Raw genomic sequence first — 22,980 nt, forward strand, 5'->3', positions numbered from 1 at the left:
AAAACAAATGTTATGAGAGAAAGAATAGAACATATAAAAGAAAAAATGGATTTGTTAGTTGCTACCAATAATTGTTACTTTGTAAAAAGTATCGATTCATCTTCACAAAACTTATATGACAGACGAATATAAGCGGCAACTACCGGACGCCAAAGTCAATTATTAAGGTTCCGGTATGAAAAGAGATGTAACGTAATAAAGAATAATCATTGAGAGATAGAAGTATCATGGAAGAACAGTTTTTGCAACCGGAGGTAGATGGAGATTATAATTTGTTGATGTGTACGATGGGAGTAAGTGTCAGCAAACATTTGGTGGATGAACATTTTACGGTCTTATGGGCCAATGACTTCTATTATGATTTGATTGGATATCCGAAAGAAGAATATGAAGCAACATTCCACAACCAATGCGATTTGTTTTTTGCAAGGAATAAAGCCGGATGGGATACCATTGTGGAGGCTGTGACAAATGCATTGGAAACCGGCAAGAGCAGATATGATGTATTTGTCCAGATGGAACGTAAAGATGGTTCCCTGATCTGGACGAAAATAACAGCCTCTTTTACGGAAGAGGTTTATAACGGCCACCCTATAGCATACACAGTTATCACAAATGTGGATGATATGATGCAGAAACGTATCGAACAAACGATTGCTTATGAGAATATCCCCGGATTTATCGCTAAATACAAAATACGGAAGGATGGAAGTCTGGGATTGTTGGATGCGAATGATAAGTTTTTGAGTTTCTTCGGTATCAAAAAAGAGAATATAAGCACTTTTCCTACTTTTTCTCATTTGACGGAAAAAAGCAGGATAGTTCTGGATGAGCATATTCCTTTGATGCAAAAAGGAGAGCCGGTTCATTTTGTTATCTGTTCGAGAAATAAGAACGGAAGCTATTCCTGGTTTCAGTTGAATGGCGAATGTATCGGCTGTGTGAACGGAGAATCCATCTATATTATCGTTTACATCGATATTACGGACATTACGGAACAACGCGAGTTACAAAAGAAGTTGGAGGAACAGTCTCAACTTCTGAAGGATGCACTCGATTTCGCAGAAAAGGCCAATCAGGCGAAATCTGATTTTCTTGCCCGGATGAGTCATGACATCCGTACGCCGATGAATGCGATCGTGGGTATGACGGCTATTGCAGGAGCACATGTAGATGACCACGAACGCGTACATGATTGCCTGAAAAAGATAACGAGCGCGTCAAACCTGTTGCTTAGCCTGATAAATGAAATTCTGGATATGTCGAAGATAGAGAGCGGACGTTTGAAACTATCGGAGGATGAGTTTAATATCGGTGAACTTCTGCAGGATCTGATCGTTATGATGCAATCGGAGATTAAGAACAAGCAGCACAAACTGGATATCCATGTCAGCGGATTACATCATGAAAACGTAGTAGGAGATATTCAAAGAATAAAACAGGTGTTGATGAACATTATATCCAATGCGATCAAATATACGCCGGATAATGGGCAGATCCTGATTAGCATTGAAGAAAAGGCTCCCCATGATGGAATTGCCAACTATGAGTTCGTCTTTGAAGACAACGGGAGAGGTATGAAACCTGATTTTCTGGATAAGATATTTCAGCCATTTGAACGGGCTGACGATCATGGTATCAGCAGTATTCAGGGAACAGGGCTTGGTATGGCTATCAGTCACAGTATTATTCGGATGATGGGAGGCGATATCCAGGTGGAGAGCGAATATGGAAAAGGCACCCGTTTTACTATCCACATGCCATTGAAATACCATGAGAAAGCCTTTGATGAGAAGATAGAACGACCGGAATTGTCTGTGCTTGTTGTCGACGATGACAAAACGGCTTGTCTGAGTACCTGTAATTGTCTGTCGGAAATCGGGCTGAAGAGCGATTGGGTTTGTTCCGGTAGTGAAGCGGTGGCTGCAACCAGGAAACGTCATAAAGAAAAGGAGGATTATTTTGCCGTTATCATGGATTTGAAAATGCCGGGAATGAGCGGTATCGAGACTACCCGGCAGATAAGATCGGCAGTCGGACCAGACGTCCCGATCATCATTCTGTCGGCCTATGATATAGATGAATATGAGACGGATGCCCGGAAGGCAGGTGCTAATGGATTTGTTGCTAAGCCTCTTTTCAAATCAAAATTACTTCAGATATTGAGGAGATTCCTTGAAAAGGATGAAGTACGTCAGGTAACTGAACCTGTTAAGTTTTCAGAGGCCGATCATTCAGGGAAACATCTTTTGCTGGTGGAAGATAATGACCTGAACCGTGAGATAGCCGAGGAAATCATCGGCAGCACAGGTGTCTTGGTTGAAACGGCGGTGAACGGACAGGATGCAGTCGATAAGGTGATGCAATCGGCTGAAGGTTATTATCAGATGATCCTGATGGATATCCAAATGCCCATTATGGACGGTTATGAGGCAACCCGCCAAATACGACAACTTCCGCGTACGGATGTTGTAAATATACCGATCATTGCTATGACGGCCAACGCCTTTTCCGAAGATGTGGCGAACGCCCTCAATGCCGGCATGAACCATCATCTGGCGAAGCCGATCGATATTAAAGCGTTGATGGGCGTTTTATCCACGTATCTGTAAGAGATTATACTTTTCTATATTCTTTTGGGGAAATGCCGGTATGGTGTTTGAAATATTTGCCGAAGAAAGATTGATTGGCAAAGTTCAGCACATCGGCAATCTCCTGGATACTCATCCGGGTCGATTTCAGTAATGTCTTTGCTTCCAGTACCACATACTGGTCGATCCATTCTCCGGCTGATCTTCCGCTGACATCTTTGGATATCAGGGATAAGTATTTTGGAGTAATACAAAGTTTACCGGCGTAAAAACCAAGACTTCTTTCCTCCTTATAATATTCCATCACTGTTTGTATAAACTTCTCGAACAATTCTTCTTTTCTGGATACCTTATTAGTGTGTTGCGGTTCATGTTTACGGAATATATCACAAATATCGTAGAACAAAGCCAGCAGAAGATTTTGTATGACCTCCCGCTGATAAGCATGATCTTTATTTTTCACCCGTTTCCATAAGATTGCATGGTATTCCACCAGATCCTCCAACTCTTCATTCGTGAGTATGGTATAAGGATGCCGCTTGATGTAAAAGAAGGCTGAGAGCAAATTTTGTATGTTAGGAGTTATGTTGTTGACAAAATCTTCCGATACCCCCAGGTATACCCCTTTGAAATCGGCACTTTGTTCATAGTGTTGCACTATCTGCTCCGGTAAGATGACCACCAATGTGTTTTGGGTAATAATATATTCTTCCAGATTGATGCTGATACGGATAGAACCACTCAGGCAAACAGCAAAAGCAGCTGCTTTAATACGACTGGGATATTCGAATATTGGAAAATGATCCAGCGTATTGAATATGGCAAGGTCTTTATCTACATAATCTATCTCGGGCAGATTTTCTATAAAAGAGAAATCAATAACAGGTACGGTCGTATTATCCATCTTTTTACTATTTGACTGTAAACATACATAAAAGAATTGGAATATCAACCCGGAGTAAGCGACTTTTAGAACAATACGATTAGCAAATAGACCTTTTGTATTCTAAAGAATCTCTCGACTTTTGCACTGTTTATTTTGTAGTACAAATCAAAGAATAGAATAATATGAAGATTGTTAATTGCGTGGGAACCCTTTTGTTATTATCTCTGCTGCTGAGTTGCACCGGAAGCAAGGACAAAGGAACGGCAGAAAGGGAAATCCCGGTAAAGGTTATCAGGATTACAGATATGAGTTCCGTTAAAGAACAATATTATGTAGGAACAGTAGAAGAGATGTCGGCCTCTTCCCTTAGTTTCCAGGTGATGGGGAATGTCGAGAGAATACTTGTCAGGGAAGGCCAGCGGGTGGATAAAGGGCAACTTCTTGCCTCGCTCGACCGGGCGACGCTTCAAAACTCTTATGAGGCGGCACATGCTTCCCTGGTTCAGGCACAGGATGCCTGCGATCGAATGAAGATACTTTATGACAGTAAAAGTCTTCCCGAGATCAAATGGGTGGAAGTACAGAGTAAATTACAGCAGGCACAATCCATGGAACGTATTGCACGGAAGAATCTGGAAGATGCTTCTTTGTATGCCCCGTTCAGCGGTGTGATCGGAAAACGGACTGTCGAGCCGGGTGAGAATGTACAACCGGGAGTTCCTGTGCTTACTTTATTGGAGATCAACGAGGTGTATGTCCGCATCGCTATACCGGAAAAAGAAGTTGCCAGGTTGGATAAACAGAAAGCCCTGATCACTGTTGCCGCTCTTGGTGGCCAGTCTTTTGAAGGACAAATAACGGAGAAAGGCGTAGTTGCCGACCCGCTTTCCCATACGTATGATGCAAGGATCAAGCTGAATAACGGCAAAGGATTGTTGATGCCGGGAATGGTTTGCCGTGTCAACGTGTTGGATGATGCTGCGTCTCCCGTCATTTCTATCCCGGTGAATGCCGTACAAATATCCCATACAGGAAACAACTTCGTCTGGTGTGTAAATAACGGAAGGGCAGAGGCAAGGCAGGTTGTAACCGGCCCGTTGACCACTGACGGCATAGAAATAACGAACGGATTGAAAGAAGGCGACCAGGTCGTTACCGAAGGTTACCAGAAAATCAGTGAGAACATGAAAGTGAAAGTACAATGAAAAAGAAACGCGGAATCATAGAGCTTGCCATGCGTTATAACCAGATCACGTTGCTATTGATCTTTCTGCTGGTATTGCTTGGCATATACGGATTGGTTAAGATGCCAAAACAGGAATTTCCTGAATTTATTATCCGCCAAGGTGTTGTAGTGGGCGTATATCCCGGTGCCACCTCTTCCGAAGTGGAAGAACAACTGGCAAAGCCGCTCGAACGCTATCTCTTCACCTTTAAGGAAGTAAAGAAGAAGAAAACCTATTCCATGTCGAGAGACGGCTTGGTATATGTGATGGTCGAGTTGAACGATGATGTGAACAATAAAGATGAAGTCTGGTCGAAGATCAAACTGGGATTGCAGAACTTCAAGTCGCAATTGCCGGCCGGTGTATTGGCACTTATTGCTAATGATGATTTTGGCGATACGTCTGCCTTGCTGATCACTCTGGAATCGGAAGACAAGACTTACCGTGAACTGGAAAGGTATCTGGAGACATTGGAAGACCGCCTCCGCCGTATCGAATCCGTATCCAATCTCCGCCGTTATGGAATACAGAATGAACAGATCGGAGTCTATCTGGATAAAGACAGAATGACGGCTTACGGGTTGGATAGCAGGATGCTACTTACTACTCTGTTTACACAGGGTTTCACAACCTCCGGCGGAACGGCGAAAGGCGAATCACTGGATATCCCTCTCCATTTCTCCGTCTCCTATCCTTCGGAAAAGGAGATCGGCGAACAGATCATTTACTCCGATAATAAAGGCAACATGATCCGCCTGAAGGATATCGCCAGGATTGTCCGTGAATATCCCGAACCGGATAGCTACATTAGCAATAACGGAAAGAAAGCGATCATTCTCTCCATGGAAATGAGGGAGGGGAATAATATTGTGGAATATGGCAGGCAGGTTGATGAAGTGCTGGCCTCTTTCCAGGAAGAGTTGCCCGACAGTGTCTCTATCCGCCGGATTGCCGACCAGCCGAAGGTGGTGAACGAGTCGGTAACCTCTTTCATTCGCGACCTTTTCGTCTCTATCATCATCGTTATTCTGGTGATGATGATCCTGTTCCCTTTCCGTTCGGCAGTCGTAGCGGCAACATCTATTCCGATCAGTATTTTTATTTCGATAGGGGTGATGTATGTTACCGGCATTCCGCTGAATACGGTTACACTGGCTGCATTGATCGTCGTGTTAGGTATGATCGTGGATAACTCCATCATCGTGATCGATGCTTATCTCGAGAAGCTGGATCTGGGAATGTCCCGCTGGAATGCCGCCATCTCCAGTGCAAAAGATTATTTCGGGTCTATTTTCCTGGCGACACTTTGTATCTGTATCATCTTCTTCCCGCTATTGTTTACCATGACGGGACAGATGTATGATTTTGTCGAGTATTTCCCCTGGACGATCACGATCTCACTGATGATCTCACTGGTCATAGCCATGGTCTTTATCCCGCTGTTCGAATATGCCGTGATAAAGAAAGGTTTGCACAACCGGAAGGAAAAAGAAGCTAAACCGACCTTTAATCTATTGGATATAGTCCAGTCCGTTTACGAGAAAACATTGAAATGGACATTCCGCTTTCCAAAGACAACGATCGGGATAGGTGTGCTTTCCATTCTGCTTGCCTTATGGATGATGACTCGTCTGGATCAGCGCATGATGCCTGTTGCCGACCGTGACCAGTTCGCCGTGGAGATATATCTGCCGCAGGGAACGCCTTTACACCGCACGGCAGAGGTTTGCGACAGTCTCTATTCCATTATGAAGAAAGACGAACGTATCCTTTCCGTCACCTCTTTTGTCGGTATGGCTTCGCCCCGTTTCCAGACAACCTATGCCCCCAATCTGGCAGGAAAGAATTATGCACAGTTCATTGTCAATACCGCTTCCCCGGAAGCAACGGTGGAAATTCTCGACGATTATACCGATCGTTATGCCGATTATTTCCCGAACGCCTACGTTAAGTTCAAACAACTGGATTATCAGAATGTGTCTTCTCCATTGGAGATCCGTTTTTCCGGCGAAGATATCGCTTTGCTGAAGCAGGCGGCCGATTCGATGATGCTGGCTTTGCGCGGAATAGATGAACTGGAATGGATACACACCAACTATGAAGAGATGCAGCCCGAAATACGTGTGAAGCTCGATCCGATAGAAGCTTCCCGCCTCGGAATTACGAAAGCAATGGCCTCTGCCGATATGGCTATCCGTTACGACGGTTTGTCGGTCGGTTCCGTCTGGGAGGGCGATTATGCACTGCCAGTCCATTTGAAAGCGGATAAAAAGGAGGAGAAACAGCCTTTCAACCAGGTAGAAGACGAATATATCCCCACGGCTGTCCCGGGTGTAAGTGTCCCTCTGCGACAGGTCTCCACAGTAGAAGCCGGATGGAATGAAGGGCAGATTGTGAGACGTAACGGTGTCCGTACGATCAGTGTCATGGCACAGGTGAAGCGGGGATATACGGAAAACAGCATGCAGAAAAAGATCGAGAAAGTTGTAAAAGCCGAGATCGAACCCATACTTCCTGCGGGTGTCTCTATGGAATATGGCGGAGCGAAAGAAGCAGACCTGGAGATTATCGAACCCTTGTTGCGCGGTTTACTGATTGCGGTGGTGATCATCTTCTTTTTTCTTCTGTTCAACTTCAAGAAGATCGGCCTGGCACTGGCGGCTTTGTCCTCTCTGTTGCTTTGCCTGTTCGGTGCCTCTTTGGGATTATGGATGGCAGATACGGCCTTCAGTGTGACTTGTGTATTGGGAGTGATCAGCCTGATGGGGATTATCGTCCGCAATGCAATCATTATGTTCGAGCATGCCCAGGATCTGAGGATCAATCACCATTTCACCCCGAAGGATGCCGCTTTCGATGCCGGTAAACGCCGTATGCTCCCGATCTTCCTGACTTCGGCTACGACGGCAGTAGGAGTAGTTCCGATGATCATCAGCCAAAGTTCCCTTTGGATGCCGATGGGAATCGTGATCTGTGCCGGAACTGTCTTTGCTATGATACTGGCGGTAACCATCTTACCGGTATTCTACTGGAAGATATTCGGGAATAAGTAGCCGGAAATAGCAGAACCGATAACTGCAGAGTGCAGATATCCTGATAAAAACATCCTTATCTTCTATATTTTTGACCCAGGTGCTAAACGTTTACGACCTTGGTGAAAAACGTTTTTGACCTAGGTGCAAAACGTTTTCTACCTAGGTCAAAAATATAAAAGATCGGGAGGAAAAGAATAGAATCAAATAATAAAAAAAATAGAATATGCTGAGAAGAGAAATAAGATATAGAATACCTGGCTTGGTTTGTTTATTGTCCTTGTGTCTGGTTGCAGGGAATGCACAACAGCATCTTACACTGGAAGAATGCAGCCGGTTGGCATTGGAGAATAATGCACGGATGAAGAATGCCCGTCTTGATCTGGAAGGGACGCAAGAGACCCGAAAGGAAGCATTTACCAAATACTTCCCTTCTGTCAGTGCAACAGGAGGCGCTTTTGCTTCCGACAACGGAATGGCGGAAATGATCTTGATGCCGGGACTGGAAATGACACTGGGGAAAAACGGAGTCATGGGAGGAGTTACTGCCGTCCAGCCTGTATTTGCCGGCGGACAAATATGGAACAGCAACAAGCTGGCTGCACTGGCTGTAGAGGTTAGCCGTTACCAGATGAAGCAATCGGAAAATGAGGTACTGTTGACGGTCGAGCAATATTACTGGCAGAACGTCTCTTTGCAGGAAAAGATGAAAACGATCGGGATCATTGAATCGCTGGTCGGTAATCTTTATAAAGATGTCGAAACCTCGGTAAAAGCCGGTGTTGCCAACCGGAATGAACTGTTGCAGGTACAACTGAAAAAGAACAGTGTTGCCAGCGATCGGCTGAAGGTAGAAAATAATCTGCGTTTGTCTAAAATGGTATTGGCACAGTATATCGGTGTGGCGGAAGATGATTTCCTTGTTCGTTCTTATTTGCAGGAGCCTTTGCCGTTACCGGAAACTTATCGGGTCGATCCGATAGCGGCTCTGCCTAATACTGTGGGTTATAAATTATTGGATAAACAGGTTGAGGCGAGCCGCCTGCAATATAAACTGAAAGTCGGCCAGAACCTGCCGTCGTTGGGTATAGGAGCCGGTTATATGTATCATAATATTCTGGATACCGATCATTCTTTCGGGATGATCTTTGCTACGGTCAGTATTCCGATTACGGACTGGTGGGGAGGGTCGCATGCTATCCGGAAGCAGAAACTACAGTTGAAGGCTGCCGAATATACCCGCCAGGATTCGAATGAGAAACTTGTGTTGCAGATGCAGAAATTATGGAACGAGCTGGAAGAAGCTTATAAGCAGGTCAAACTCTCGGAAGAATCAATCGCGACGGCAGAGGAGAATGTCCGTCTCAGTACCGCCTATTACCAGGCTGGGACCGAAACATTGAGCGATTTGCTGGATGCCCAGTCGCTGTTGCAGCAGAGTCGTGATCAATACACAGACGATTATACGAGTTACCTGATCAAACGTACGCAGTATTTGCAGGCAACAGGGCAGTGACGAGATAAGAACTTTACAAAAGCAAGCCGGTATTTCCCTTAAAGATTGTCTCGATCTTTATTCGGAAAATACCGGCTTTGTCGTATCTGGCAATATTATTCTTCTACCTGTACTTTTACGATCACCTTACGGATATTCCCTTCGCCGATGCCGGGAGCGTGTCCGTCTTCCGGAAAATAAACAGCGAATTGTCCCGGATAGATTTTAGTATAAGCGGTAGGACGATCTACATAGAAGGCAATGTCTTTTGCTTCGTCGTAAGGAATAGATTCTTCCTGCAGTTCGCAACCGGGCTTCCATCCGATTTTTTCCACGCCTAACAAGGGGAGCTGGATATCGATATATTTTTTATGTGTTTCGATAGCGGCATCATTTTTGTCTTTACCGGTCAAACTGACCACACTGACGAACAGGCGGGAACCATCCAGTTCATATTTACCATCTTCCACTTTGGAAAAATCTGTTTCTTTGATGTAATCAAATGCTTTTTTGAAAAGAGGGTGTAAGCGCTCTACTTTTTCTGTGTTATTCAAGGAGTCAAGTATCATAACTGTATTTATTTATAAATTCATTCGTAAATTAGTCTGACAAAGATCGGGTATCCGATTGTTAAATAATAGGACAAAGATACCAAATAAAACTATTAAATTTATACATATCTTAATCAGGAGTAATGAAAATCCGCAACTTTGTTGCAACTGATTTATTTGTATCTTTGTTCTACAAATAGAATCGGTATAAATAGATACACAATAATGAAAGATATAGAAAGTAAGGTATTGCCCGTCCTGGAGATGAGTTGTGCGGTTTGTGCCAATAACGTGGAAAGCACTGTTAAGGGGCTTTCCGGGGTAGAAGAGGCATCTGTTAATTTTGCGGCTAACACTTTGTCCGTTAAGTTTCGTCCGTCTGTAATCAGCTTACAGAAAATACAAGAAGCTGTGCAGGGAGCGGGATACGATCTGATCATAGAATCGGAAGATCCGCTTGCCGAGCAGGAAGAGATGGCGCGTAAGCATTATAAGAAATTGAAGCGGAATACGATCGGGGCGTGGGTATTATCCGTGCCCTTGGCGTTGTTGGGAATGGTATTTATGCATATGCCCTATGCTAACTGGATTATGATGGTGCTGGCATTGGCAATTATGTTGCTGTTCGGCAGAACCTTTTATGTGAGTGGCGCACGCCATGCTGTTCAGGGGAAAGCCAATATGGATACGCTGGTGGCCCTCAGTACGTCTATTGCCTTTATTTTCAGCTTCTTTAATACTGTATATCCGCAGTTCTGGATTGAAAAAGGGTTGGAGCCACATGTGTATTATGAGGCATCGGGTGTGATCATCGCTTTTGTCCTGCTGGGAAAACTGATGGAAGAACGGGCAAAGAACAGTACATCCTCTGCTATCAAGAGTCTGATGGGATTGCAGCCGAAGACTGCCCGCCTCGTAACGGAAGGTAAAGAGGAGGAAGTCCCTATTTCTTCTTTAAAGACCGGAAATGTGGTAAGCGTTCGTCCCGGTGAGAAAATTCCTGTGGATGGTGTTTTGCTGCAAGGCTCTTCTTCTGTGGATGAAAGTATGTTGAGCGGCGAACCGATCCCTGTTGAGAAAACGGCTGGCGACCGGGTATTAGCAGGTACGATCAACCAGAAAGGTGCCTTTACGATGGAAGCAACGGGAGTCGGTAATGATACGATCCTCGCACAAATCGTTCAGATGGTACAGGCGGCCCAGGGAAGTAAAGCGCCTGTGCAGCGTATTGTTGATAAAATAAGTGGTATATTTGTTCCGGTGGTCGTGTTGCTTTCTGTTGTGACATTCATCTGTTGGATGACGATTGGCGGCAGCAGCTATTTTTCTTACGCACTTCTTTCGGCTGTATCGGTGTTGGTTATTGCCTGTCCGTGTGCTTTAGGTCTGGCAACTCCTACCGCCCTGATGGTCGGAATGGGGAAGGGGGCTGAAAGACATATACTGATAAAAGATGCTTATGCTTTGGAGACGCTGTGTAAGGTCGACACGATCGTGTTGGATAAGACAGGTACACTGACGGAAGGAGTTCCGGTAGTTGTCGATTCCTGTTGGTTGACCGAGTCGAATGTCTGCTATCTGGATATCCTTTATACGGCAGAGCTGAAATCGGAACATCCGCTGGCCTCTGCTATTATCCGTTGGCTGGAAGATTCGGGTGCTTCAACCACTGAAGCGGAAAACTTCGAAAGCCTTACCGGGCGGGGTATCCGTATGGAAGTGGGCGGTACTGTCTATTGGGTCGGAAGTCAGGGACTGCTTGAAAAGTTCGGAGCCCGGATTCCTGATGATACGATGAAGCAGATCGGCAGATGGCAGGATGAAGGCATTAGCGTCGTTTATTATGGCGAAGGCGATCGTCTGCTGGCTGTTTTAGCTATCTCGGACCGTATCAAACCCACATCGGCAGAAGCTGTCAGGAAGTTGACAGAGATGGGAATTGAAGTTCATTTGCTGACGGGCGACGGCGTAAAAACTGCTGAAAGGGTGGCAAATACATTAGGTATAGGGCATTTTAAAGCCGAGGTGATGCCGAACGATAAGGAGGAATATATCATCGCCCTTCAGAAGCTGGGGAAGAAAGTGGCGATGGTCGGCGACGGCATTAACGATTCACAGGCGCTGGCCCGTGCAGATGTCAGTATTGCGATGGGAAAAGGTACGGATATTGCGATGGACGTGGCGATGGTCACGTTAATAACTTCCGACCTGTTGTTATTGCCTGAAGCAATCAAATTGTCGAAACGGACTGTCCGGCTGATCCATCAGAACTTGTTCTGGGCATTTATCTATAACCTGATAGGCATACCTTTGGCAGCGGGGGTATTATTCCCGGTAAACGGATTGTTATTGAATCCGATGCTGGCCAGTGCGGCAATGGCGTTCAGCTCCGTATCTGTAGTGCTTAACAGTTTGAGATTGAAATTTATGAAGTAATAGTATAAATATAAAAAATTATAGTAACAATGAAATTTAAAACAAACGCAAAATGTGGCGGCTGTGTAGCAGCCATCGGTGCAAAACTGAATAACGTAGTGAAAGATAACGAATGGTCCATCGATCTGAAATCACCGGACAAGGTATTGGAAGTTACAGCCGATGTTCCGGCTGATGCAGTTGTTGCGGCAGTTACGGCAGCCGGTTTTAAAGCTGAACAACTGTAACCTCGAATGGTCAGGACCAAACAAAGACAAACTTATGGCGAAGAGGTTGCCAATGTGCTGACACATGGCGCAGGGATGATTTTCGGGGCGGTTGCTCTCATTCTGTTATTGATGGCTTCAATCCGGAGCGGAAATCCCTGGGCTGTCGGCAGTTCGGTGGTTTATGCCCTTAGTATGACATCTTCTTACGTCACTTCAACCTTTTACCATGCTTCGGCAAATGCCCGGCGTAAAAGATTGCTTCGCCGTTTCGACCATAGTGCGATTTATTTGCATATTGCGGGAACATATACTCCTTTCACCTTAGTAGCCCTTCGTCAGGTCGGTTATTGGGGATGGTCGTTGTTTGCGATTGTCTGGGTTGCCGCCGTGATAGGAATTTTTCTGAGTTTCCGAAAGATGAAGAAAACGGATCATCTGAAAACGGTCTGTTACCTGGCGATGGGATGGGTGGTTATTATTGCTTTTAAGCCGTTACTGGATGTCTGTCGACAAACCGGCTCAATGGATGTACTGTACTGGCTGATTGGCGGCGGACTATTTTATACTGTAGGGTGCGTGTTTTATTTCTTCGATAAATATAAGTATATGCATCCGATGTGGCATTTCTTTGTATTGGGTGGCAGTGTCTGCCATTTTATTTCTGTCTATTTATTGGTAAGATAAGAAAAGGAGAAAGTCGACTGGCTTTCTCCTTTTCTGTAATGATTATTATTTTTCTTCCGGATGTTTCTTTTTATATTGCCAATCTTCATAAGTTAAATAGGCAATCATTATTAAACCGAAAATGCTTAATCCTCCAAATAAGTAAATAGCTTCCATTTTAGTTTCTTTTTTTTGTATAAAAAATAAATCCTAATCTGACTAAAACAATAGTAGTAAATATTCCCAGTAATAATACCGATTGTTTATCTACTTCCATATCCAATAAAGTGCTGAGTACAACTCCTGCAAATACCAATTTGGCGATATCGATAAAGAAATCACCAAGCTTTTCATTAATAACCACCTGTGGTGGAATGGTCTTTTGTTTCATAGTTACAAGTTTTAATTATAAAGTATTGGCAAATATAGAAAATCTTTTTTAAGAGAACAATTTTTTGTATATAAATAAAGGCCGGAAATAATCATCCGGCCTTTATTTATGGAATATAGGTGAAAATCTTATAATCCGCTAAAATCAACACCATCGAATAATAATGACGGAATACGCCAGCTGGAGAACAAACGCGGGTCATTTCCGGCTTCAGCCAGATTATTCCACAGCGAGATCATATTTCCGGTGGCATTCATTTCAGATATAGGCTGTGTCAGTTTACCTTTTTCGATGAGGAAGCCTTCCACGCCATAGGAGAAATCGCCGGTTGTACTGTTGCAGTTACCGCCATTGAAACCAGTGACAAGAATACCTTTATCCACGGATTCGATCAAACCGTTCGTATCTTTGTCGCCCATTTGCATTGTCAGGATGGAAGGAGAGGCGATAGTTGGCTTCACGTCCATTTTGTTGGCAGAATAGGTGTCGATATAGTATGTTTTCAATACTCCGTTTTCAAAGACAGGCATTCGTTTGGTCGCAACCCCTTCGCCGTCGAAGTAACGGGCGCCGGAAGCTTTGAGCAGATGCGGTTCATCGATCAGAGTAAGTTTCTCACCCAAAACCTTTTGGTCGAGCTTGTCAAGCAAGAAAGAGTTTTTCTGTTGAATAGACGAGCCATATAAAGCATCTATAACGGGAGATAACAAACGGCCTGAATTCATGTTATCAACGATCATACGATATTTTCCGGAGGCTACCTTCTTTTGTCCCAGTTTGCGAAAAACGCGCTCCAATGCCTTGGTTCCCAATCCTTCTTTGATCATTGTATCGTAGTATAGGGAAGAATCATACCAGTAAGATTCCGGACGGGCATCGCCTTCGCCACGAATACTGACACTGGCTACCAAGCTGAATGAAGAGCCGCAGGCTTCACCTTCGAAGCCGTTGCTGGCAACCATATATTTGAAGTCTTTCTCATCGCTATAAGAAGAATTGGCAGAAATGATGCGGTCGTCTTTTCCTATCATCTCTTCACAGGTCTTCATTGCCAGTGCAACCTTCTCATCCGGCTGTATGGAGTCGAATTTAGGATCGATCAGTTGCAGGTCTGCACCACCGCCTTTGTAATAAAGGGATGCGTCAGGAAGTGTACGGGCTTTGTCTTCTGCCAGATAACGGGTTGAGTCGATTCCATTGCGGATAAACTTTTCCAGTTCCTTCTTGTCCAGACGGTTGGTGGAAAAAGAACCATAACGTCCGTCTACGAATAATTGGATAACCAGACTGTTTTCCGATGCCTGTTGCAGGCGATCGATTTTCATATCACGGATTTCAAACGAACTGCTCGAGCCATTGTACAGGCTGACACGTGAAGACTGGCAACCATTTTTCAAAGCGAACTCCATGGCCCATTGAGCCAGTTTTTTATTTTCGTTAGTTATCATATCAATTTTCTCCTCCTACAGTAAGTTTACTAACCAGGGCAGATGGCATACCGCAAGTTACCGGACATGACTGACCGTCTTTGCCACATGTCCATGTGCCGTTATCCATCTTATAGTTGTTGCCGACCATTGTAATATCGGCCAATGCTTTCGGTCCGTTACCAATGATGTTGATATCCTTGATCGGTTGTGTCAGTTTACCGTCTTCGATCAGATAACCGTCTTTTACGAAGAAAGTGAAATCTCCGGCACCGATCTGTACCTGTCCGTTGGTGAAGCTGGATGCATAAATACCTTTCTTAACGGTCGAGATCATCTCTTCTTCCGTCACATTGCCCGCTTCCATATAGGTTGCACGCATACGCGGGATAGGCATCTGGCGGAATGATTCGCGGCGTCCGTTACCTGTCGACGGGATGCCGTAATGCTTCGCACTGATACGGTCGTGCAGATAGCTGGTCAGGATACCTTCTTTCACGATATATGTCTTTTGCCCTTCTACACCTTCGTCGTCGATATTGACAGAACCACGATTGAACGGAATCGTACCGTCATCCACTACGTTGATATGTTCGTTGCAGACTTTCTTATTCAGCTGGTCTGAAAAGATGGAAGTGTTCTTACGGTTAAAGTCAGCTTCAAATGCATGTCCGATTGCTTCATGTAACAGGATACCGGAGCCACCGGCACCCATTACGACCGGCATCTCACCGCCTTTAGGTTTTACCGCCTGGAAGAGGATAGAGGTTTTCTCTACAGCCTCTTTAGCCACTTCACTGATGATATCGTCGGTCAGGAACTCGGCACCCATACGGAATGCACGGGAAGCGTAGGAGTTTTCGATCTTGCCGTTATCTTCCATGATACAAACAGCTCCGAGTGTAACCATCGGACGGTAATCGTAATACATTTGTCCTTCCGAGTTACAGAAAAAGATATGCGATGTCGTATCGCCGAGAGATGCCATTACTTTATGCACACGTTTGTCGAGTGCAAAAATCTGGTCGTTCAGTTTTTGCAGGTAAGGTGTTTTTTCTTTGACGGCAATCTCATCCCAGGGCGTCTGTACGCCATAGAAGTTATTGACGATCGGTTCCTCGGTCAGTTTGGCCGGTCCTTTCCCTGCAGCGCCGTTTGCGATACGTGCGGCTGTGCGTGCAGCAGTCAGCATTTCGTCCAGCGAGATGTTTTCGACATAGGCATAACCTGTCTGGTCTCCGGAAAGGACGCGTACACCCATTCCAAAATCTATATTTGAAGAAGCACGATTCACCGCTCCATCCTGTAAACCGATATTGTTACGATAAGAGTGTTCGAAGAAAAGATCAGCATAATCTCCTCCTTTTTCCAGTGCTGCGTTCAGCACTTTTTTCATATCACTTTCGCTTAACCCGAAATGGTTTAACGCAAATGAGATACCGGCAGCTTTATCAGCAGTACTACCGGCACAACCTTCTAAAAAAGAAGGAACTGCCAGTGAACCAAGCATAACCATACCTCCTGTTTTAATAAAATCACGTCTGTTGTATTTCATGTTTTTTATAGAGTATCCCTGTTCTCCTTAGCCCATTGCATCACGTTTGCGGGCGGACGCTGGGCTAATAATTCTTTTTTCATAAAATCCATATAGGGTGCTACATGTTTGAAAAACTTTTTGTAGCCCTTGCATAAGTAGTTTAATCCCGGTTCGCCACTGGCTGTATGCAGGAAGCGGTTTTTGGGACATTCCCCGTTGCAGGCAAAGAGAAATTCACACTCTTTGCATTGAGTGGGGAGTTTATCGTATTTGTCTGCACCAAACTTAAGTTGGTTTTGACTGTACATCATTTCAGTTAATGTCTGCGTATAGATATTTCCTAACTTGTATTCAGGGAACACAAAGTGGTCACACGCATATAAATCGCCATTGAACTCCATCACTCCGGCATGTCCGCATGTCCGGGCCAGCGTACATACGCCCGGTTGCTCTCCGACCCAGTTTGCCAGTGTAGCGTCGAACAGCTGGATATAATAATTCCCGACATCTTCTTTCAGCCATTCATCGAAGATCGTACAAAGGAAATCCCCCCATTTTCCGGAATCTACAGAGAATGGTGCCAGTTTGATATTGGCATCCTGTTGTTCCGGCGAAGTTAACTTCGTCCCGTCCTGGTGAAATCCCAATCGTTCGACAATAGGAGCAAACTGAATGAAATGGCAGTCTATTTCTTTGAAAAAACGATAAAATTCCAGTGGAAAATCAACGTTGTAGTCGTTTACCACAGCCATAGCATTATATTCTACCTGATGTTTTTTCAACAATTCGATCCCCTTCATCACTTTGTAGAAGGAGGGAAGCCCCTGGCGGTTCCGGCGGTATTCATCGTGGAATTCCTGCGGACCGTCGATCGAGATGCCGACCAGAAAATTATTTTCTTTGAAGAAGCGGCACCAGTCGTCTGTCAACAAGGTACCGTTTGTCTGGATACAGTTGTCGATCTGCCGTCCGCGTCCGTATTTCTGCTGAAGTTCGAGCGCTTTCTTATAAAAGTTGATCGGACGCATCAGTGTTTCGCCGCCATGCCAGGTAAAAAGCACCTGAGGCATTGTCTGGCATTCCAGATAGTCTTTGATGAATTTTTCCAGTAACTGATCACTCATGATATGATTCTTCACCTCCGGATATAGTTTTCCCTTTTCCAGGTAGTAGCAATAATCGCACGCCAGGTTACACACCGAGCCGACAGGTTTCAACATCACATAAACGGGCTTAGCAAATGGAGATATATAAGAATTATTCATGGTTATTTAAAACGATTCAACAATAAAATTACACAAAGGTACGATTAATCTGTGGATTAATCGGTATTTCAGGGGCTAATAATTCATTGTCAAGGCATTTATTTCAGCTTTTTCTTGTAGCGTTTGTAGTCAGTGACAAAACCTTCGCACAACCAATTTGCCAAAGCCTGGCGGTTGTCACTGAGAATAAACCGCTTTTGGTCGAAACTGTTTTGTATGTTGCCTAATTCGACAAATACGGAAGGAGGTGTTGTTTTTCTTAAGACGAACAATCCTCTTTGACCAACAGTGCCTGTGAATCCGCGACCGGGCTGGTGCCGGTTGTATTTATGCTCGAAGGTGGATTTCATGGTCTTTGCCAAATGTTTGCTTTCAGAATTTTTATCCTGATAATAGAAGAAAACATCAGTCTGATGACTTTTACTACGGCTGTCGATATGCATAAAGATAGCGCGTTTGTAAAGTTCTCTATCCTTTTTGAACAGTGAGTTGATCTTTTCGCTTCGTTGTTCGAGGCGGCGCACCTGGTTGAATGGGATCGGGGCACCCATGCATGTTTCACGCTTGGTGTTGTTTAGGAAGCGGTCATTGCGAATGCCATCTTTGGCATCCTGGATGATGATATGCACTTTGGCACCCCGCATAAGCAGATTACGTGCCAAGCGCAACATGACGTCGTAGGCATATTCGTCTTCGTGAAGTTCGACGTTCCCCATTTTTCCGATGGCTCCGGGGTCGGGACCGCCATGTCCGCTGACCAGATAAAAGCAACAGCCTTTCAATTCGGAAGAGGTGACTTGGTATTGGGCTAATTCCTTGCCGAATAAGGGCTCGTAATTAGGCTTCTTCGCAGTTGTAGCCGCTGCGCCCTTTAAAGGCGGCAAATGGTATTTAACGCCCATTTTCAGCGAATTACCACTGCCGAGCCTGGTCTTGTTTAATTTGATAAATTCATCGTGATACTCTTTCCCTACACGGTTATGACGTTTCAGGAAAAGGGTAATTCCTTCTCCACTTTTAGGAAAAGCTTTTTCTTGGGCAATGATAGGCTCATTGAATATAAAGAGCGCAACTAAGACTGATAGTATGAGCGTTATTTTTTTTGCAAACATGTTTTCCGGATATAATGCGGTAAAGATAAAAAAAGATGTTGAATAACAGAAATGTCGAAAAAGAAAATGGCAGGAAGTTTTTGCTCTCCGTGGCTCTCACGCACGCGTATGTACGCGTTGCTGTTGCTGTTTTTTATGGCTGATTTGCTAATATGCGCTTGTTTTGGATAAATGCCTTAATAATCGTTTTTTTCTTTGTGTATTTTCTCAAAAATAAAATTTTCATCTTTGTTTGTGCAGAAAAACATACATTCGGGAGAAACTAAATTTTCTTCCGAATGAAATTCGAATTCCTCTCGGAAGAAATTAAAAATGGATTCGAATGGGATTTTATCAGATAAAAGCTTATTGTATTATTTAAACTTTACATACCCCAATTTCGTATACCGTATATTTCGGGATGCATAATGTTTGATTACCTTGGCAGAGCGTATATATAGTTTTTCTCCGACCTGGTAGGCATGGTCGGAATTGCTTAATTTTCCGCTTTCCAGGCTACGGTCGGTTGCACGGATAGTAAAGAAAAACAGATTTTCCGAATCATCGGCCGCAATGATCTTTTGATCGACATAAAAGTGAGTCGTTCCCCGGATCACACGGGTTTTATAAGGATTGTCTTCTATCTTGATCTGGCGGATAGTAAGATGCAAATCAGTCAGTTTCTCGTCTATCGTTCCGACAAAGCGGCTTACCGGCATTTTATGTATTCGGGAAGTATTGAGATCCTGATAAACCCATGAATAAGTGGCCGCAAGCTCTTTGAAGCGCCTTTCACTTTGAACGTGTGCCTCGTATTTGTTAGCTATCCAGGTGACATATTTAGGGTCGATTAGGGCTACTTCAAACAGATGATACCCCCGATATTTGCCGAAAGAGATCATGTCGTCGGCATTGTGTGAGATGGATTCGATGCGTATCTTGACCGTTAGTTTGACAAAAGAGTTTGCCACGGCTTTCATTGCTTTCCCGACCGAATTAATGGCATTGACGTCCAAGGTAGAAAGGAATATATTAGGATGATATTCCGCCGCCGGGTTATAGAACCAAAGCGTATAATAGGCTGTCTTTTCGTTAGGTAAAAGAATGTAATATACGCCTTTATCCTCATTTCTTCCTTCATTAAACATGTTCAGTTTATCAAGGACAAATTGTTCGATATAATCTGAAATGTTGCTCATAACTCATCCTCCTCATATTCTTCCCTAACAAACATAAGAAAAAAGAATGAATTATCCTAATAAATCTCCGATTAATACAGGGCGATTTGTCCTTTGAAGGTCAGAGCAGATGGTTTTCTGCCACGTATTTCCAAAGCGGGGCAGCATGTATGGCCTGTTTGATCTGATCTGTTTTTAATAGTTCTAAAACATCTTCGAGTGTGAGGATATGGACTGCTAAGTCTTCTGTGTCTTCCAGATGTTGAGCAGTGACGGGTTCGACGTCGGTTGCCAGAAAGCAATGAGTCAGATTGGTATGTGTTCCCGGGTTGGCCGAGATCAGCATATATTCGTTCCAGGAACCTTTGCCGAAGCCTGTTTCTTCCAGGAGCTCACGTTGAGCGGAAACGAGGGGAGAGCCGTCTTCTTTTTCACATACGCCGGCACAAAGTTCATAGGACGTTTCTCCCAGTCCATGGCGGTATTGGCTGACAAAAACGAATTTTTTATCTTTCGTGATGGCAATCACATTGATCCATTCGGGATATTCAAATACGAAATATTCGGGAATCTGGTTGCCGTTGGGCAGTTCGACCCGTTCGCTCCGTACTGTCAGCCACGGTTTGCGGTGAAGATAGGTACTTTCAAGCACTTTCCATTTTCTCTCTTTCAACTTTTCCATATCAGCTAATTCTTATTTTATTGATCGCGATGGGCTTTCTTTCGATAAAGCCTTGCAAAAGTAACGTATTTATAAATTGATTATTATAAAACAGGGGAAATAAAGAATGTGTTTGTATCCGGCGTCTACAGGGCTTTTATGCTGAAAAGCAGTCTGATATATCCTTTTACTTCAACAACTTCTTCGTTTATTTGAATGTTATTAGAGATGAGAGAATAAATTCCACTAAATTATTACCAGATGAAGATACACGAATATCAGGCAAAGAAATTCTTTTCAGATTATGGAATTCCGGTAGAACGACACATCCTGTGTAGTAAGCCGGAAGAAGTTACAGCTGCGTTCAGCCAGCTCGGAAATGAAAAAGTTGCGATCAAAGCGCAGGTTCTGACCGGAGGAAGAGGAAAAGCCGGAGGTGTTAAACTGGCTGGAAATGCTAGGGAAGCCTTACAACATGCTGAAAGTATTTTAGGTATGACGATCAAAGATTATCCGGTTACCCGCGTGATTGTCAGCGAAGCGGTAAATATTCATCTCGAATATTATGTCAGTTTTGTTATCGATCGTAATTCGCGTTCGGTTGTTTTGATGATGAGTGCGGAGGGAGGCATGGATATTGAAGAGGTGGCACGCAGAAGTCCGGAAAAAATATTTCATTTCAGGATCGATCCGCTGATCGGAATCCCGGATTATCTGGCTCGCCGGTTTGCTTTTACTTTGTTCGCTAGCAGTGCACAGGTAAACCAGATGGCAGCAATTATACAGAATATGTACAGGCTTTTTATTGAGAAAGATGCTTCGCTGGTTGAGATCAATCCGTTGGTAATGACCCGGGAAGGAGTTTTGATTGCTATCGATGCCAAGATGACTTTCGATGATAATGCATTGTATCGTCAGCCCGGTGTTTTATCTTTGTTCGAGCCAACCGAGGAAGAAAAGACAGAAACACAGGCAAAGGAAAAAGGATTTAGTTATGTACATATGGATGGCGAGATCGGCTGTATGGTGAATGGTGCCGGACTGGCTATGGCTACGATGGATCTGATCAAGTTGTATGGCGGAAATCCGGCCAATTTCCTGGATATCGGAGGTAGTTCCAATCCTGAAAAAGTGATCGAGGCAATGAAACTTCTTCTGAAGGATAAGCAGGTGAAAGTGGTGTTGATCAATATTTTCGGCGGAATTACCCGGTGCGATGATGTTGCCTACGGCTTGCTGAAAGCTTTTGAGCAGATCGATACAGATATTCCGGTGATTGTCCGATTAACCGGAACGAATGAGGCGGAAGGACGTGACTTGTTGCGCAATACACGTTTCAAAGTCGCTGAGACAATGGGAGAAGCCACCCTGATGGCTGTTGAAGCATCTAATAAACAGTAAAAAAGAAAAAATCATTATGAGTATATTAATAAATAAATCGACCCGGGTGATCGTGCAAGGGATAACCGGGCGTGACGGACTTTTTCATGCATTGAAAATGAAAGAATATGGCACTGATGTTGTTGGCGGGACTTCGCCGGGCAAAGGTGGTACTCTTATCGAGCATATCCCGGTTTTTAATACAATGTATGATGCTGTGCAGCAGACACAGGCGAATACTTCCATTATATTTGTTCCGGCCCGTTTTGCAGCAGATGCCATTATGGAAGCAGCTGATGCAGGGATAGAACTGATCGTTTGTATAACGGAAGGAATCCCGACACTCGATGTTATAAAGGCTTATCGTTTCGTTCAGTTAAAAGGAGCGAAGCTGGTCGGTCCGAACTGTCCCGGACTGATTTCTCCGGGTGAGAGTCTGGTAGGCATTTTGCCTGGAAAAGTTTTTACAAAAGGTCATACAGGAGTACTCAGCCGGAGCGGAACGCTTACTTATGAGGTGGTTTATCATTTGACCGCCAAAGGTATGGGCCAATCTACCGCGGTCGGAATGGGCGGCGATCCTGTGGTCGGACTTTATTTCCGGGATTTGTTGGAAATGTTTGAAAATGATCCGGAGACACATTCGATCGTGATGATCGGTGAGATCGGCGGCAATGCAGAAGAGTTGGCAGCCGAATATATTCGTGAGCATGTCACCAAACCGGTTGTCGGATTTATTGCCGGACAGTCCGCTCCGCCCGGAAAACAGATGGGGCATGCCGGAGCAATCATCTCCGGAGGTTCAGGCTCTGCCGTAGAGAAAATACGGGCTTTGGAAGAGGCCGGAATCAGGGTGGCCAGCGAGCCTTCTGAAATACCGGAACTTTTAAAAGTCTCTTTCTAATTCTGAAACAATACACGAACATACCAACTTTATCTTTATCTTTGCACCTTCGTAAGA

General features: G+C 44.3%; 18 protein-coding genes. 9 read left to right on the top strand and 9 right to left on the bottom strand.

Features of this window, described 5'->3' with window-relative positions; all coding sequences use genetic code 11:
• Positions 1-227: 227 nt before the first annotated feature.
• Entirely contained in the window at positions 228-2,612 is a 2,385-nt protein-coding gene (locus DWX23_RS00290; protein WP_122372975.1) for a PAS domain-containing hybrid sensor histidine kinase/response regulator, read from the top strand.
• Between the two features lie 4 nt (positions 2,613-2,616).
• Here the strand turns inward: DWX23_RS00290 and DWX23_RS00295 are convergent, their stop codons facing one another.
• Positions 2,617-3,495, bottom strand: a complete 879-nt coding sequence (locus DWX23_RS00295; protein ID WP_122352718.1) for a helix-turn-helix domain-containing protein — start codon at positions 3,493-3,495, stop codon at positions 2,617-2,619.
• A 164-nt stretch (positions 3,496-3,659) separates the two neighbouring features.
• Here DWX23_RS00295 and DWX23_RS00300 point away from each other — a divergent pair, with 164 nt between their 5' ends.
• From DWX23_RS00300 to DWX23_RS00310, 3 genes are all read left to right on the top strand, one after another.
• The gene (locus tag DWX23_RS00300) at positions 3,660-4,682 is read left to right on the top strand and encodes an efflux RND transporter periplasmic adaptor subunit (RefSeq protein WP_122372976.1); all 1,023 of its coding nucleotides are present in this window, start codon (positions 3,660-3,662) and stop codon (positions 4,680-4,682) included.
• Complete coding sequence (locus DWX23_RS00305; RefSeq protein WP_122372977.1) at positions 4,679-7,756, top strand: efflux RND transporter permease subunit; 3,078 nt, start codon at positions 4,679-4,681, stop codon at positions 7,754-7,756. Before DWX23_RS00300 ends, DWX23_RS00305 begins: the two co-directional genes overlap by 4 nt.
• A 205-nt stretch (positions 7,757-7,961) precedes the next feature.
• Positions 7,962-9,251, top strand: coding sequence for a TolC family protein (locus DWX23_RS00310; protein ID WP_122372978.1), 1,290 nt, complete (start codon positions 7,962-7,964; stop codon positions 9,249-9,251).
• 95 nt (positions 9,252-9,346) lie between these two features.
• Here DWX23_RS00310 and DWX23_RS00315 read toward each other — a convergent pair whose 3' ends face one another.
• Entirely contained in the window at positions 9,347-9,799 is a 453-nt protein-coding gene (locus tag DWX23_RS00315; protein WP_122352722.1) for a YhcH/YjgK/YiaL family protein, read from the bottom strand.
• 207 nt (positions 9,800-10,006) lie between these two features.
• Between DWX23_RS00315 and DWX23_RS00320 the strand changes: the two genes are divergently transcribed.
• Genes DWX23_RS00320 through DWX23_RS00330 form a run of 3 tightly spaced genes read left to right on the top strand, consistent with a single transcriptional unit; the run spans position 10,007 to position 13,110 of the window.
• Positions 10,007-12,217 carry a cation-translocating P-type ATPase gene (locus DWX23_RS00320; RefSeq protein WP_122372979.1) on the top strand — a complete coding sequence of 737 codons (2,211 nt, stop codon included), beginning with the start codon at positions 10,007-10,009 and terminating at the stop codon, positions 12,215-12,217.
• 20 nt (positions 12,218-12,237) lie between these two features.
• Entirely contained in the window at positions 12,238-12,444 is a 207-nt protein-coding gene (locus DWX23_RS00325) for a heavy metal transport/detoxification protein (RefSeq protein ID WP_122372980.1), read from the top strand.
• 6 nt (positions 12,445-12,450) lie between these two features.
• Positions 12,451-13,110: a hemolysin III family protein gene (locus DWX23_RS00330; RefSeq protein ID WP_122352725.1), complete on the top strand. Its 660-nt coding sequence runs from the start codon at positions 12,451-12,453 to the stop codon at positions 13,108-13,110.
• A 157-nt stretch (positions 13,111-13,267) separates the two neighbouring features.
• Here the strand turns inward: DWX23_RS00330 and DWX23_RS00335 are convergent, their stop codons facing one another.
• The 7 genes from DWX23_RS00335 to DWX23_RS00365 all read right to left on the bottom strand — a co-directional run bounded on the left by DWX23_RS00335 (position 13,268) and on the right by DWX23_RS00365 (position 20,660).
• Positions 13,268-13,480: a DUF6722 family protein gene (locus tag DWX23_RS00335; RefSeq protein WP_122372981.1), complete on the bottom strand. Its 213-nt coding sequence runs from the start codon at positions 13,478-13,480 to the stop codon at positions 13,268-13,270.
• Positions 13,481-13,608: 128 nt separating this feature from the next.
• Positions 13,609-14,928 carry a TldD/PmbA family protein gene (locus DWX23_RS00340; protein WP_122372982.1) on the bottom strand — a complete coding sequence of 440 codons (1,320 nt, stop codon included), beginning with the start codon at positions 14,926-14,928 and terminating at the stop codon, positions 13,609-13,611.
• 1 nt (position 14,929) lies between these two features.
• Positions 14,930-16,462, bottom strand: a complete 1,533-nt coding sequence (locus DWX23_RS00345; protein WP_122352728.1) for a TldD/PmbA family protein — start codon at positions 16,460-16,462, stop codon at positions 14,930-14,932.
• Positions 16,463-16,467: 5 nt separating this feature from the next.
• The gene (locus DWX23_RS00350; protein ID WP_122372983.1) at positions 16,468-17,709 is read right to left on the bottom strand and encodes an anaerobic sulfatase-maturation protein; all 1,242 of its coding nucleotides are present in this window, start codon (positions 17,707-17,709) and stop codon (positions 16,468-16,470) included.
• 98 nt (positions 17,710-17,807) lie between these two features.
• Positions 17,808-18,821 (bottom strand): N-acetylmuramoyl-L-alanine amidase, encoded by a 1,014-nt coding sequence (locus DWX23_RS00355; protein WP_122352730.1) that lies wholly within the window; start codon positions 18,819-18,821, stop codon positions 17,808-17,810.
• A 353-nt stretch (positions 18,822-19,174) separates the two neighbouring features.
• A complete protein-coding gene (locus tag DWX23_RS00360; protein ID WP_122372984.1) occupies positions 19,175-19,999 on the bottom strand; it encodes a hypothetical protein in 825 nt (274 codons plus the stop codon).
• Between the two features lie 100 nt (positions 20,000-20,099).
• A complete protein-coding gene (locus DWX23_RS00365; protein ID WP_122372985.1) occupies positions 20,100-20,660 on the bottom strand; it encodes an NUDIX hydrolase in 561 nt (186 codons plus the stop codon).
• 240 nt (positions 20,661-20,900) lie between these two features.
• On the opposite strand from DWX23_RS00365, the gene sucC reads away from it, so the two are divergent.
• A complete protein-coding gene (gene sucC / locus DWX23_RS00370) occupies positions 20,901-22,040 on the top strand; it encodes an ADP-forming succinate--CoA ligase subunit beta (RefSeq protein WP_122372986.1) in 1,140 nt (379 codons plus the stop codon).
• Between the two features lie 16 nt (positions 22,041-22,056).
• Positions 22,057-22,923, top strand: coding sequence for a succinate--CoA ligase subunit alpha (gene sucD, locus DWX23_RS00375; RefSeq protein ID WP_122372987.1), 867 nt, complete (start codon positions 22,057-22,059; stop codon positions 22,921-22,923).
• The last annotated feature ends 57 nt before the right edge of the window (positions 22,924-22,980 follow it).

This window comes from Parabacteroides sp. AF18-52 (assembly GCF_003479145.1).
In the GTDB taxonomy this organism is placed as follows: Bacteria; Bacteroidota; Bacteroidia; order Bacteroidales; family Tannerellaceae; genus Parabacteroides; species Parabacteroides faecis.